Source organism: Halorussus marinus (assembly GCF_004765795.1).
In the GTDB taxonomy this organism is placed as follows: Archaea; Halobacteriota; Halobacteria; order Halobacteriales; family Haladaptataceae; genus Halorussus; species Halorussus marinus.
On record NZ_SBIV01000001.1, the window covers coordinates 187,746 to 201,287 of the forward strand.

The following is a 13,542-nucleotide window of genomic DNA, read 5'->3' on the forward strand; positions in this document are numbered from 1 at the left end:
CGCAAGGGAGTAGGCCATAAAGAACTTTACCACCGACCTTTCAAATCCCCGAGAGTATCTGGCCGAACGAGCGCCGCCGGGCGGCCCAGCCGCGGCCAGCGAGCGCCTGTCGGCAGTTCCGCGACCCGGCGAGACTCGCGGCCGGACTGTCAGATGCCGGAGTTGAACGGCGATCGGCGATCGCTCTCAGCCGTCGTAGGTCGAGCCGTCCGGTCGTTTGGCGCCCTCCGAGTCGTGGACGACCACGCCCCCGTCGGGGTCGATCGGCTCGTAGGCGTCCCGGACGCCGATCGCCTCCCGTAGCTCCCGGACCGCTCGGGCCTTGAGCGCCGCCGCGAGCTCCTCGGCGTCCTCGCGGGAGATCTCCCGGCCCAGCCCCTCACACTCGTGGGCCCGTACCGCTCCGGCCTCGTCGTCCCCGGTCGCGTCCGTCCGGTCGCCCAGCGCGACGCTGTCGACCGGTTCGCCCATCGGTTGGCTCGTCCCCCCGAGCGCGACCGAGAAGGGGTAGGTCTCGCAGATGAGCGGGCGGTCGGCGTGGACCGAACACGCCCCGGTGCCGTCCTCGCTCTCCTCGTAGAACGTGCAGTCGCCGCAGGCGTCGGTCTGGAGCGCCCACTCGAACGTCTCGCCCGCGCCGTCCTCGACGCCGTACGGCATGGGACGGGCGACGTCTCGCCACTCGCGGGGAGCGTCCGGGAGATCGTTCGAGCCGTCGGGGTCCCGACTCGGGGCGTCCTGAAGCGCCCGCACCTCGTCGGGGAAGACGGTCGCGGTGTGGGGATCGTCGGCCTCGGACTTACAGCACGCGCCACACCGCGTACACTCGAACCCGATCGTCTCGATGGCGTCGGCCAGTTCGGCGACCTCGAGCCCGCGGGCGCGTTCGAGTTCGGCTTCGAGACTCTCCACGCCTCACACTTGGGCCCCGCGACCAAAAGCCGTGCTATCGCGGCGCCGCCCGCCGCCCGTCCCAGCGGACCGCTCGCTCGACGGCGAGCTTTTCGAGGTGGGCCGCGACGGTCCGGCGGGCGGCCTCCCGGACGTCCGAGACGTCTTTCTCGTAGGCGGCGTCGGTGACCGCATCGAGCGTGCACGCGCCGCCTCTGACCGCGGCCAGCACCTTCGACTCGCGGTCGAGCCGGTGGGCGAGCAGTCGCTCGATCCTCGCCCGCGGGTCGTCGATCGCGGGACCGTGGCCCGGGTGGAGTCGGCCGGGGTCCCGGGCGTAGAGTCGGCGGAGCGACGCGAGGTACGCCCGGAGGTCGCCCTCGTCGGCGCCGACCAGCACGCTCCCCTCGGCGACGACGAGGTCGCCGGCGAGGACGGCCTCGCCCGCGACGAGCGCGACGTGGTCGGGCGCGTGGCCCGGCGTCTCCATCACCGTCGCGGGGCCGACCCCGGTCCCCTCACGGAACGTCCGGTCGGGCGCGACGCCCGTCGCACGCTCGAAGCGCGACTCGCGGCCCGCCCGCGCCCAGACGGTCGCCTCGCAGGCGTCGGCGTAGTGGGCGACCCCGTCGACGTGGTCGGGATGGGCGTGGGTGACGAGGACGTGGTCGACCTCCCGCGCGTCGACCGCGCGGTCGAGGGCGTCGGTCCTGCCGGCGGGGTCGACCAGCACCGCCGGCTCGCGGCCGACGAGGTAGGCGTTGGTGACACCGTATGGCGACAGCGTCTCGGTCGGAACCGGAACGCGCTCGACGTTCACGTCCCGAGCGAGGGGCCGCACAGAGAAAAGCGTGGGCGTTACCGATCGAGGAAGTACACCTGCTTGCGCGCGTCCTGGAAGCTGTACCGCGAGTCGACGAGACTCTCTTCTTCGAGCCGATTCAGCGCGTACCGGACCGTCCGGTCGGGCAACAGCGATTCCTCGGCGAGCTGGCCCTGCGAGAGCGGCGAGTCCGTTTCGAGGACCTTCGCTACCAGTTTCGCGCTCGGGGGGAGGTCGCGGAGGCGCTCGCGGTACTCGTCTGCGGACTGTTCTGCGACCGGGGGCTCGTCCGTGGTCGTGCTCATACAGACACGACTCCGTGAACCCCTAGTAAATGTTGTCTATATGGCCGACTGTATTGTTTAAACACCTAATACACGAATCGGCGTCCGCGACGTTCGTTCCGGCGCTATCGGCGCCACCAAAAACTACGTGGCCGGAACCCCGAGAGCCGATATGGAGGAAATCCCCGACGCGTTCTCGGACCTGTTCGAGCGCGAGACGTTCGCGAGCTTCGCCACGCTGATGCCGGACGGGACGCCGCAGGTGACGCCGGTCTGGATCGACGAGGACGACGGCCACCTGCTCGTCAACACCGCGCGCGGCCGCCGGAAAGAGCGCAACGTCGAGCGCGACCCCGAGGTGGGCGTCTGCGTGCTGGACCCCGACGACCCGTATCGGTACGTCTCGGTCCGTGGCGAAGTCGTCGCGGTGACCGAGGACGGCGCAGGCGACCACATCGACGCCCTCGCCCGACGGTACATGGACGTCGAAGAGTACCCCCACCACGGCGAGGAGTCGGGGCCGCGAGTGATCGTCCGGATTCGCCCCGACCGCGTCGTCACGAGCGGGGAGTAATCGCCGACGGCCGCCGCGAGCGCCCCGTTCGGGACGTCTCCGATCGGGCCCCGGTGTCGGCGTCGGGAGTGGTCGGCGTCGAGACGTATCCCTACCGTTTTAGTCCCCCGGTGGACTACGGGAAGACGAGAAGCGTGAAAGGAGAGGAGTGGTACCAGGCCGACGAGGTCGCCGAGGAGTACGAGGAGAAGCGATTCTCTCGGGGTGGGCGACTCATCGACCGCCGTGAGAAGCAGGCCGTTCTGGACGCGATCGGGCCGGTCGACGACCAGAACGTCCTCGAGATCGCGTGCGGCACCGGACGATTTACCGTCATGCTCGCCGAGCGGGGCGCCGACATCGTCGGACTCGATATCTCGGCGGCGATGCTCCAGCAGGGCCGCCAGAAGGCCCGCGACGCCGGTGTCGCCGACCACCTCGAGTTCATGCGCGGGGACGCCGCGCGCCTCCCGTTCCCCGACGACCACTTCGATACGGTGTTCGCGATGCGGTTTTTCCACCTCGCGGACACCCCCGCCGCCTTCCTCTCGGAGATGTGCCGGGTCGCCGCCGACAGGGTGGTCTTCGACACGTTCAACGGGACGAGCACCCGAAGCATCTACAACTGGTTGCTCCCGATGGGGTCGCGGCTCTACGCCCGCTCGGAGGTCGAGAAGCTCCTCGAGGGCGCGAACCTCGAACTGGTGAACGCCGAGCACGACTGGATCCTCCCCTACGGATTCTACCGGAAGATTCCGGGGTCGATCGCCGACCCCATCCGCGACGCCGACACGACGATCGGCGACCTCCCGTTCGCGGACCGGTTCGCGTCGGTCTCCTACTGGACCGCTCGGGTTCGGTGACCCGCGATCCCGCGGTCCCGCGGTCGGTGTGCCATTCTCTGGCCGGACGCGGTTCGGTCGGGACGACCCCGCGACGAAGGCCGAACCGTTTTTAAACTTCCGTCGGGACGTTGCGTGGTATGAAGCTATCCGTGGTGGTTCCGACGCTCAACGGGCGCGAGCGCCTCGCGGTGTGCCTCGACGCGCTGGCGCTCCACGCCCCCGACGCCGAGGTCATCGTCGCCAACGGGCCCTCGGCCGACGGAACCACCGGGATGGTCCGGGAGCGCGAGGACGTCGACGTGCTCGTGGAGGTCGCAGACAGGAAGCTGAACGTCGCTCGGAACGCGGGCATCGCGGAGGCGACCGGCGACGCGATCGCGGTGATCGGGCAGGACACGATCGTCGAGGCGACGTGGGCCGACGCGGTCCGGGAGGCGCTGGCCGACGCGGCGGTCGTCACCGGCCCGGTCCACCGCGCGGTGCGGGCGGGGATGACGACCGAGTCCGTCGAGCGCCGCACGATCCGGGGCCGGGAGGTCACCTACTTCGACGGGGGCAACGTCGCGTTCACCCGGGAGGCGATCGAGGCCGTCGACGGGTTCGACGAGTATCTGGCGACCGGCGGCGCCCGCGACTGCGCCCACCGGCTGGCGGGCGCCGACTACGAGGTCGTCTGGTCGCCGACCGCCTGCGTGACCCGCGAGGACGAGGAAGACGACCGAGACGACCGCGACTGGGGCTGGAAGTACCGCGCGCTCGCCTACCGCCTGGTCAAGAACTACGGCCCCCGTCCCGGAATCTTCGGGCGGACCGGCCGCGACGCGGCCGCCGACGCGATCGAGAGCGCCGCCGACGTGGTCCGGGGCGACGGTGCGCCGTCGACGTGGTTCGGCAACGGCAAGCGCGTGCTCGTCAACGCGGCCATCGGCTCGAAGGACGGGTTCGTCGCCCGACTCCGGGACCGCACCGAGACCCACAACCCCTACGGGTTCTCCTCGCGGGCCGATCGGGCGGTCGAGCGCTACGACTGGCGCGAGTCGGATCGATCGGACGCCTCGACGGTCGCGTCCGACGCGTCCGGGCGGTGACGCGGTCGGGACCGACCCGACCGCGCAGTCGGCCTTTTGAGTGACGGTTCGGGCGGTCGAGACGCTCTCGGACGGCCTCGAACGCCGGTATTCGGCCCACACCCCGGCGGCGTTTCGGGGTCTCTCGAAGCGACTGCGCGGGGTGAAACGGTCGAAACGAACCGAAGATTTAAGTGACGAAACGAATGGGAACGAACCGCGAAGTTAAGTCCGCACTCGGGGAAAATACGATCGAATGGCGCTCGCAAATATAGATGCACACGAGCGAATCGACCGGTCCTATCGGCTTCTCGCCGACGTCCGCCGGCGACGCGTCCTCTACGCGCTGGAGGCGAACGACGAGATCACCGTCGACCGCCTCGCGGAGCGACTCGCCCGGTCGGGGGTCGCCGAGAGCACCGAACGGGCGGCCGCGTCGCTCGTCCACACTCACCTCCCGAAACTCGCCGACGCCGGCGTGATCGAGTACGAACGCGAGGCGGGCCTCGTCGCGGCCGACGACGGCGTCGCCGTGCTCGAACCGTTTCTGGACCGACCCCGCGAGATCGAACCCGACGTAGAACAGTGGTCGGTCGCCGACCACGCCTCCAGAGAAGTCTCGTAGTCACTCGCTCTCGGGCGAGAGGCCGTCGATGACTCGCGAGGGGTTCTTGTCGAACACTTTCCGCATCGCGTCTTCGGGCACGTCGAGGGTGAGTATCTCCATCACCGCCACGTTGGGGTGGGCCGACGGCGCACCGCTCCCGAACAGGACCCGATCGGGGTGTTCCATCACCGCCCGCTCCAGCAGGTCCCGGTAGCGGACGTAGCTGGTGTCGAGATACCACTCGTCGTGGTGTTCGAGCATGTCGATGGCCTCGGTCATGAGTTCGCGGTTCAGCGGGTGGCCGCCGAAGTGTGCGAGCACGAGCGGGAACGACCGCGAGAGGAGCGTGTCCGCGACCGCACCGGGCGTGAACCCCTCGCCGGCGTGGACGAGGACCGGAAGGTCGACCGCCTCGAGCCGGTCGAGGGTCTCCTCGTCCGGGAGGCCGTCGGCGACGGGGTCGAGCTTGAACCCGTGAAACCTGTCGTCGTAGGCGTACTGCTCGACGTCCTCCGGCGAGGTGTGGTGTTCTTTTCGGCGCGCGGTCAGGTTTCGAAGCCGCGAGGAGGCCGTCTCACCGGGGTCTCGCGGTCCGTTGATCCGGGCGAAGGTGAGAAACGGTCGCTCGACGCTCCGGCGAGCCACCGCGTTGTTCGCGCTCACGTACCCGCCGTCGGGGCGCTCGCCCGGGAACACGACCGACCGCACCACGCCGGCCTGGTGCATCTCTCGTTCGAGTCGGTCGGGGCTGATGGCCCGTCCGAGCGTCTGCACGCCGCCCGCGTCCGCGTTCAGGCGGGCGTGAACGTCCACCACCCGAAACCGGTGCTCCAGCTCCAGCATCGAGTGAGAGTTGGGAGCTACGCTATTTTTCAGTGTCGGTTGCGCCCGATACGGAGAGAACGGATCGGCGATCCGGACCCGGCGGGGGCCTCGTAGCCGAGGACGGAAAAATCGAGTCGTCGCCGTCCCGGGTGTCGCCCGGATCGGCGGTTACTCGAGGTCGAAGCGGTCGAGGTGCATCACTTTGCTCCACGCGTCGACGAAGTCGCGGACGAACTTCTCCTCGCCGTCCTCGCTGCCGTAGACCTGCGAGATGGCTCGGAGCCGGGAGTTCGACCCGAAGATGAGGTCGACGCGACTGCCCTTCCACTTGAGCTCGCCCGTCTCGCGGTCGTAGCCCTCGTAGACCTCCTTGGAGTCCGAGACCTGTTCCCACTCGGTGCTCATGTCGAGCAGGTTCTCGAAGAAGTCGTTGGTCAGCGTGCCCGGCCGGTCGGTGAAGACGCCGAGTTCGGACTGCTGGTAGTTCGCGTTCAGCGCGCGCATGCCGCCGACCAGCACCGTCATCTCGGTCGCCGTCAGGTCGAGGAGGTCGGCCTTGTCGACCAGCAGGTCCTCGGCGGGGCCGTCGTACTGGCCGCCGAAGTAGTTACGGAACCCGTCGACTTTCGGCTTGAGCGCCTCGAACGATTCGACGTCCGTCTGGTCCTCGGTGGCGTCGACGCGACCGGGCTCGAACGGGACCTCGACGTCGTAGCCGGCCTCGGCGGCCGCCTGCTCGACGGCCGCACAGCCGCCCAGCACGATGAGGTCGGCGAGCGAGACCCGCGTGTCGTCGGCTCGCGAGTCGTTGAACGCCGCCTGAATCTCTTCGAGCGTCTCCAGTACGGTCGCGAGCTGTTCGGGCTCGTTGACTTCCCAACTCTTCTGCGGTTCGAGCCGGATGCGCGCGCCGTTGGCGCCGCCGCGCTTGTCGCTCTCGCGGTACGTCGACGCCGCCGCCCACGCGGTCTTGACCAGCTGGGGGACCGACAGCTCGGAGTCGAGGAGGTCGGCTTTGAGCTCGTCGATCTCCTCGTCGCCGATCACGTCGTAGTCGGCGTCGGGGAGCGGGTCCTGCCACAGCATCTCCTCGTCGGGCACCTCGGGACCGAGGAACCGCTCGGGCGGGCCCATGTCGCGGTGGGTGAGCTTGTACCAGGCCTTCGCGAAGTTGATGCCGAACTCCATCGGGTTGTCCTGGAAGCGCTCGATGATCTCCCGGTAGTCCGGGTCGCGCTTCAGCGCGATGTCCGTCGTGAGCATCATCGGCGTCACCGTCTCGCCGTCCTCGTGGGCCGCGGGCACCGAGTCCTGAATCTCCTCGTCGACCGGCACCCACTGCCAGGCGCCGCCCGGCCCCTTTTGGGCCGCCCACTCGTAGTCGATTAGGTTGTCGAGGTAGCCCGTGTCCCACTGGGTGGGCGCCTGCGTCCAGGGGCCCTCGATGCCGCTGGTGATGGTGTCTTGGCCCTTACCCGAGCCGTAGTCGCTCTCCCAGCCGAGGCCCTGGGCCTCGATCGGGGCGGCCTCGGGCTCCGGGCCGACGTGCTCGTCGGGGTCGGCGGCGCCGTGGACCTTTCCGAACGTGTGGCCGCCCGCGATGAGTGCGACCGTCTCCTCGTCGTTCATCGCCATCCGGCTGAACGACTCCCGGATGTTCTCCGCCGACGCCTCCGGGTCGGGGTTACCGTCCGGCCCCTCGGGGTTCACGTAGATGAGGCCCATCACGGTCGCGCCCAGCCCCTCGTGGAGCTTGCCCTCCTCGTCGAAGCGCTCGGAGGCCTCCCACTCGTCTTCGGGCCCCCAGTCGACCGCCTGATCGGACTTGAACGCGTCCTCGCGGCCGCCGGCGAAGCCGACCGTCCGGGCGCCCATCGACTCGATGGCGACGTTCCCGGCCAGAATGATCAGGTCGGCCCACGAGAGCTCGCGGCCGTACTTCTGTTTGACCGGCTCGAGGAGTCGCCGCGCCTTGTCGAGGTTCGCGTTGTCGGGCCAGCTGTTGAGCGGGGCGAGCCGCTGGGCGCCCTCGGAGGCGCCGCCGCGACCGTCGGAGGTCCGGTACGTACCGGCGCTGTGCCACGCCATCCGGATGAAAAGCGGTCCGTAGTGGCCGTAGTCGGCGGGCCACCAGTCCTGGGACGTCGTCATCACGTCCTCGATGTCCGCCTTCACCTCTTCGAGGTCGAGGTTCTGGAACGCCTCGGCGTAGTCGAAGTCCTCGTCGTGGGGGCCCAGATCGCGGTCGTTCTGGTCGAGGATGTCGAGGTCCAGCCGGTCTGGCCACCAGTCTTTGTTCCGCACCATTACAGATCGCCCTCCGCAGTCTCGTCGGTCGCCGTCAGGTCGTCCGAACGAGCCTCGTCGCGCTCGCGGTTCGCATTATCTGCTGACATTTGTAGGTTTCACTCGTTCCAAAAAGAGAACCGCGACTACAAAAAAGTAGGTGATTTCGGGTAGTCTCGGTTGCCTTAAGGAAAAATTTCTTTTGGATATCTGAAATGCGGGGCGACCGGCGGCGGTCCTCGGCCTCGGGGACGGCGACCGAAACGGGCCCTCCGAGCGATCGTGTCGGCGTGTCACACACTGGTCCGTCGGATTATCGGTCACAGTGTACCCGCCGGTCCGACAGCGGCGTCGCTGGTGGCGCTTGATCCGCTCGCCGAAGAAGACCGCCGGTCGGGCGCTACGCCACGCGCTCGAACCGGTGGAGGACGACCTCGCTGTCGTCGTCCCACTCGAAGTTGTCGTGGGCGCGATCGAGTATCTCGCGGTACTGATCCAGATCCCGCATTCCCTCGGCGCGGGCGTCCTCGTCGGTCAGGTCGCCGAGCCGGCGCTCGCGGACCGCGACGACTTCGAACGCCTCGCCGTCGATTTCGAACCGATCGCCCTCGTCGGCGTACTGGTCACCCCGGTGGATCTGGGTCACCTCGCCGTCCAGCGCGCCCTGTCGCATCCGCTCGTTCGGCAGGATCGTGTCCGGATCTACCATACCGGGTTCGAGGGACGCCACCGGCAAAGCTGTTGGGTCGGACTACTTCGTCGCGATCCAGCCGCCGACTGCGCCGGCGAGCGCGCTCTCGACGCCCATCACGACCGCGACGAACAGCGCGAACAGGAAGACGCTCCCGCCGAGTATCGGCCCGAGCGGGCCGAGCCCCACCGCGCCGACCGCGCTGACGAGCGCGCCGAGGATCACCGCGAGGACGATTCCGCCGATCGAGCCGGCGAGCAGGCCGTGCCACGCGCCCCTCGCCCAGCCGCCGCCCGCGAGCACGCCCGCGACGAGGCCGCCGAACAGTCCCGCCGCGAGCTGGCCGACGCCCGGGAACAGCGCGCCGATCCCGCCGACTACCAGTTCGACGAGGAAACCGACCGCGACCGCGTACCAGTTTGTCATCTCGACCGTCGGTAGGTCCCGAAGCGAGATAAGGCTACTTGGGCTACTCGAAGGTCACGCCCACGTCGTGCATCCCCTCGTTCTCCATCGCGATGTTGATCAGAAGCGGCGTCAGGCTCTCGACCTCGGCGGCGTTGGCCGCCGGCCCGGCCGACAGCGCTCGGAGTCCTTCGATCTGGTCGGCGAGGGTCCCGACCGTCTCGACGGCGTCCTCGTCGTCGCCCACCACGAGCGTGTCCAGATCGAGTTCGACGTCGAGGTTCGCGAGCCGGTCGGCCGAGAGATTGTGGAACGCCCCCACCACGGGCACGCCTTCGGGCGCGGTCTCGGCGACCAGTTCGGTGACCGAGCCGACTCCGGGCGGCTTGTAGTGAAAGCCCGACTCGTCGCGGTCCATCCCGACCGCGGGGCTCACCAGCGCGTCGGCGTCCCCGATCCGGTCGGCGACCGCCTCGACCGTGTCCCGGACGTGATAGGCCGGCACCGCAAGCACCACCACGTCGGCGCGGTCGGCCGCCATCTCGTTGGCGAACCCCTTCACCTCGCGGTCGACGCCGCGGCTGTCGAGTTCCGTCACGTACTCGTCGGCCTTCTGGCGGGCCCGACCCGCGTCCCGAGACCCGATCAGGATCTCGTGGTCGGTGTCCTGAGCCCACCGCAACGCGAGGGCCTGTCCGATGTCGCCGGTCCCGCCGAGGAGTGCGATTCGCATACCGGCTGTTCGGGCCGGGGACGGATTAAGTATTCCTCACCGCGGCGAGCGTTCCGACGCCCGCTCGGTCGGTCCGCGGGGACGGATACCACCTGTGTTCTCCGGGAACGACTCGTCGGCGGGCGATCGCTATTCGAACAGGTCGGGCAGGTCGTTGACCGAATCGACGACCGCCTCGGCGCCCGCCTCCTCGTACTTCCGGCGGCCCGCCTCGCCGGTGAGGCCGCCGGTCAGCACGCCCACGCCGTAGTAGTCCCGGTCGGGGTCGGCCTCGGCGGCGTTGCGCGCCGTCTTCACGTCGTCGAGGGTGTCGCCGACGAACACGACCGTCTCGACGCCGCCGGACTCTCCCCGGTCGCTCGAAGCGCTCGCGGCGTCGGCCTCGAAGCGCTCGGCCAGCGTCACGAGGGCGTGCGGGTGGGGTTTGCCCCGCTCCCAGTCGTCCATGGTGAACCGTCGGTCGTCGGGCACGTCGAGGTTCGCCCGGCGCTGGGCGATGTCGGCCTCGTCGGCGGGTCGGCCCGTGACGATCCCGAGCGGGTAGTCGGCCAGCGCGTCGAGGGTCGCCCGTTCGAGGATCACCGGCTCGTCGTGGATGAATCCCGGCGCGTCGATGTCGGGCTCCTCGCCCTCGATGTCGGCGTACAGCTCAGCGCCGAGGTAGAGCTGTTGGAACACCGCCCGGAGCGCGTCGGTGTCCCAGTCGGCGCGAGCGCGCTCGCGGGCCGCCGACGGGAGGGCGTCGTCGACGACCGCCTCGGCGGCCGCGAGTCCGCCGCCGCGCGCTTCGATCCGGTCGGTGTACGCCTCGACGTCCATCGCCAGCCCCTCCCGGCCCGCGAGGACGTAGAGGGCCGCGGCGTAGGTGAGTTCCCAGTCGTTGTTGAACCCGCCCGCGTCCTTGAACGCCTGCACGTCGGCCTTCTCGACGGTGTCGCCGTGGACGCGCTCGATCGACTCCACGATCGCTCGCCGGTAGGAGTCGGCCACGTCTACGACCACGCCGTCGATGTCCAGTACGACCGCGTCTACCTGCATGCGTGGCGGTTGTGAGCCGTCGGTCAAGGTTCTTCCGACGCCGGACGGCGGTCGCGGCGCTCACTCGCCGGACTCGCGGGCGCCTTTCACCTGCGCGACGTGGCTAAACGTGACCAGTCCGAGCCCGCCGACGAGGTTCCCCGCCGTGACGACCGCGGTCGTCGCCGCCAGCGCCCCGAGTCCCACCTCCGCGCCCAGAAAGACGCCGAACAGGACGTGGAGCACGGTCACGATGACGTGGTCGAAGGGGCCGAGGGTCAACAGCACCCCGACGACGTACGCGAGCGCCATCCGACTCCCGACGGTGTCGACCGCCGAGAGCAGAAACGAGAGCAGGGCGACGAGCATCCCGCCGGTGAGCGCCTTCACGAACTCGGCGGCGGCCGTCCGGTGGACGATCTCGGCGCCCGTCGTTCGCAGGACCGCCGGCGCGCCCGACGGGAGCGCGCCCTCGACCGAGAGGAGATAGACGAACGGCGCGCCGCCGACGAGGTTGAACACGAAGGTGAGCGTCCACAGTCGGACGAGCGGGCCGGCCTGCCACGAGTCGGCCCGGTCGGCCACGTACGCGGTCGGGTCGAAGAAGTTCTCGCTGAACAGCTCGGTCCGGCCGACGACCAGAAACACGACGCCGACGCCGAACGCCAGCGCCCCCGCGACCTTCGCGGCCTCGCCGATCGCGGGCTCGACCGCGGCCTCGACGATCCCGAGCGCGACCATCCCGAACACGACGGTGAACCCCGCGATGAAGCTCGTCGAGATCAGTTCGAGCGCCGACTGGTCGAGTCGGCGCTCGCCCTCTTCGACCGCCCGGTCGAAAATCTCCGACGGGTCTGGTGGGACGGACACGACAGTACGGGCGTCGGACGGGCTGAAAAGCGTTGTAGCCGGGAGCGCCGCCACCGGCGTCGGCGACTACCCGAAGTAGTCGGCCAGCCGGTCGGCGGCCTCCTCGACGCGCGGGCTCACCAGCGCGAACCGGAGCCAGTCGGCCCGCGACTCGCCGAACGCCTCGCCGGGCATCCCGGCGACGCCGGCGCCGTCGATGAGCGCCTCGACGTTCTCGATCGTGCCGGGGAACTCGGGGAACCGCGCCATCACGTAGAACGCGCCGTCGGGACTGGAGTAGTCGGCGCCGGCCGCGTCGAGCGCGTCGGTGAACGTCTCGACGCGCTCTTCGAGGAGCTTGCGGTTGGCCTCGTAGTAGGCCGGGTCGGTGTTCCGGAGCGCCGCCAGGACCGCGTACTGGCCCGGCCGTGTCGTGGCGACGTTGGTCAGCATGTGACGGGTCTTGGCAACGTCGACGAGCGACTCGGGGAAGACGGCGTATCCGACCCGAAAGCCCGTGATGGCGAACGTCTTCGAGTAGGAGTTGGTGACCACGCGGTGGTCCGAATCGAACGCCAGCGCCGAGGTGAACTCCCCGGAGAAGTCGAAGTGGTCGTACACCTCGTCGCTGATCAGCAACGCGTCGTTGGCCTCGGCGATCGCCACCAGTTCGGCCATCGTGTCCTCGTCGTACACCGCGCCGGTCGGGTTGTTCGGCGTGTTGACGACGATGGCGGCCGTCTCCTCGCTGGCGGCCTCGCGCACGGCCGCGGGGTTGAGGGTGCCGTCCTCGGCGACCGGAACGTACCGGGCGCTCGCGCCCAGCATCGTCGTCTTGCCGGGGTAGTAGGGGTAGACGGGGTCGGTGAGCAGGAACTCCGAGCCCCGCTCGCGCTCCAGGGCGCGGGCCATCGCGAGGTAGTTGGCCTCGCCGCCGCCGTTGGTCACGACGATCTGGGACTGGTCGACGTTCCGGCGCTGGGCGATCTCCTCTCGAAGCTCGAACAGCCCCTCGCTCGGCGGGTACTGGAAGTCGGCGCCTCCGAGGTCGGCGTACTCGCGGAGGCCCTCGCTTATCGCGTCGGGCGACCCCCAGTCGGGGTTGCCGCTCACCATGTCCACGACGTCGCGATCGGCCTCGGCCGCGTACTGCATCACGCGGAAGAACAGCGGCGTGTCGTACTCCATACAGGCTCCTCGGACGCCGAGCAAGTCTTTCTTTCGCTCGGTCCGGCTTGCCACTTCCGTAAGCGACTCCCCGCCGCCGTCCGATCTCCCGGTATGGCAACTGCCGACCCGCAAGTCGTTCGGGACTACTACGACCACGTAGACGAGGAAGACTACGAGGCGGTGTTCGCGCTGTTCGCCGACGACGTGACCTACGAGCGGCCCGGTCAGGCGTCGCTCGACGGGATCGAGGCGTTCCGGGAGTTCTACCTCGAAGACCGGCCCCTCGACGACGGGAGCCACGAGGTCCACGACCTCGCGGTCGACGGCGACACGGTCGCCGTCCGGGGCAGTTTCACCGGCGAACAGGACGGCGAGGCGGTGTCGTTCGGGTTCGCGGACTTCCACCGGTTCGACGGGGAGGGCCGGATCGCCGAGCGGTGGACCTACACCGACCGTGACGCGGTTTGAACCGCGACGTTTTTGACGGGGTTCGAGC

16 protein-coding genes are annotated in these 13,542 nt (G+C 69.3%); 5 read left to right on the top strand and 11 right to left on the bottom strand.

Features of this window, described 5'->3' with window-relative positions:
* Positions 1-186 precede the first annotated feature (186 nt).
* The 3 genes from EPY72_RS01045 to EPY72_RS01055 are packed head-to-tail and all read right to left on the bottom strand — an operon-like array spanning position 187 to position 2,019.
* Positions 187-912, bottom strand: coding sequence for a YkgJ family cysteine cluster protein (locus EPY72_RS01045; protein WP_134670824.1), 726 nt, complete (start codon positions 910-912; stop codon positions 187-189).
* Between the two features lie 34 nt (positions 913-946).
* A complete protein-coding gene (locus EPY72_RS01050) occupies positions 947-1,711 on the bottom strand; it encodes an MBL fold metallo-hydrolase (protein ID WP_135805300.1) in 765 nt (254 codons plus the stop codon).
* Between the two features lie 38 nt (positions 1,712-1,749).
* On the bottom strand, positions 1,750-2,019 hold the full coding sequence (locus EPY72_RS01055; RefSeq protein ID WP_134670822.1) for a MarR family transcriptional regulator: 270 nt from the start codon (positions 2,017-2,019) through the stop codon (positions 1,750-1,752).
* A gap of 151 nt (positions 2,020-2,170) precedes the next feature.
* Here EPY72_RS01055 and EPY72_RS01060 point away from each other — a divergent pair, with 151 nt between their 5' ends.
* From EPY72_RS01060 to EPY72_RS01075, 4 genes are all read left to right on the top strand, one after another.
* Positions 2,171-2,572, top strand: a complete 402-nt coding sequence (locus EPY72_RS01060) for a PPOX class F420-dependent oxidoreductase (RefSeq protein ID WP_135805301.1) — start codon at positions 2,171-2,173, stop codon at positions 2,570-2,572.
* Between the two features lie 134 nt (positions 2,573-2,706).
* On the top strand, positions 2,707-3,414 hold the full coding sequence (locus tag EPY72_RS01065; RefSeq protein ID WP_134670820.1) for a class I SAM-dependent methyltransferase: 708 nt from the start codon (positions 2,707-2,709) through the stop codon (positions 3,412-3,414).
* Between the two features lie 119 nt (positions 3,415-3,533).
* Entirely contained in the window at positions 3,534-4,484 is a 951-nt protein-coding gene (locus EPY72_RS01070; RefSeq protein ID WP_134670819.1) for a glycosyltransferase family 2 protein, read from the top strand.
* A gap of 235 nt (positions 4,485-4,719) precedes the next feature.
* Positions 4,720-5,088, top strand: a complete 369-nt coding sequence (locus EPY72_RS01075) for a DUF7344 domain-containing protein (RefSeq protein ID WP_209019595.1) — start codon at positions 4,720-4,722, stop codon at positions 5,086-5,088.
* On the opposite strand, the gene EPY72_RS01080 is transcribed toward EPY72_RS01075, so the two are convergent.
* The 8 genes from EPY72_RS01080 to EPY72_RS01115 form a co-directional block, all read right to left on the bottom strand.
* Entirely contained in the window at positions 5,089-5,913 is an 825-nt protein-coding gene (locus EPY72_RS01080; RefSeq protein WP_134670818.1) for an amidohydrolase family protein, read from the bottom strand. It lies immediately after the preceding gene.
* Between the two features lie 150 nt (positions 5,914-6,063).
* Positions 6,064-8,202 (bottom strand): catalase/peroxidase HPI, encoded by a 2,139-nt coding sequence (gene katG, locus EPY72_RS01085; protein ID WP_135805302.1) that lies wholly within the window; start codon positions 8,200-8,202, stop codon positions 6,064-6,066.
* Positions 8,203-8,581: 379 nt separating this feature from the next.
* Positions 8,582-8,890, bottom strand: coding sequence for an ASCH domain-containing protein (locus tag EPY72_RS01090; protein WP_135805303.1), 309 nt, complete (start codon positions 8,888-8,890; stop codon positions 8,582-8,584).
* 42 nt (positions 8,891-8,932) lie between these two features.
* Positions 8,933-9,298 (bottom strand): DUF5518 domain-containing protein, encoded by a 366-nt coding sequence (locus tag EPY72_RS01095; RefSeq protein WP_134670815.1) that lies wholly within the window; start codon positions 9,296-9,298, stop codon positions 8,933-8,935.
* Positions 9,299-9,341: 43 nt separating this feature from the next.
* A complete protein-coding gene (gene npdG, locus EPY72_RS01100) occupies positions 9,342-10,010 on the bottom strand; it encodes an NADPH-dependent F420 reductase (RefSeq protein ID WP_134670814.1) in 669 nt (222 codons plus the stop codon).
* A gap of 129 nt (positions 10,011-10,139) precedes the next feature.
* A complete protein-coding gene (locus tag EPY72_RS01105; protein ID WP_135805304.1) occupies positions 10,140-11,048 on the bottom strand; it encodes a TIGR01548 family HAD-type hydrolase in 909 nt (302 codons plus the stop codon).
* A gap of 60 nt (positions 11,049-11,108) precedes the next feature.
* The gene (locus EPY72_RS01110) at positions 11,109-11,897 is read right to left on the bottom strand and encodes a formate/nitrite transporter family protein (protein WP_134670811.1); all 789 of its coding nucleotides are present in this window, start codon (positions 11,895-11,897) and stop codon (positions 11,109-11,111) included.
* Between the two features lie 66 nt (positions 11,898-11,963).
* The gene (locus EPY72_RS01115; protein ID WP_135805305.1) at positions 11,964-13,064 is read right to left on the bottom strand and encodes a pyridoxal phosphate-dependent aminotransferase; all 1,101 of its coding nucleotides are present in this window, start codon (positions 13,062-13,064) and stop codon (positions 11,964-11,966) included.
* A 93-nt stretch (positions 13,065-13,157) separates the two neighbouring features.
* Between EPY72_RS01115 and EPY72_RS01120 the strand changes: the two genes are divergently transcribed.
* A complete protein-coding gene (locus tag EPY72_RS01120; RefSeq protein ID WP_134670809.1) occupies positions 13,158-13,514 on the top strand; it encodes an ester cyclase in 357 nt (118 codons plus the stop codon).
* Positions 13,515-13,542 lie beyond the last annotated feature (28 nt).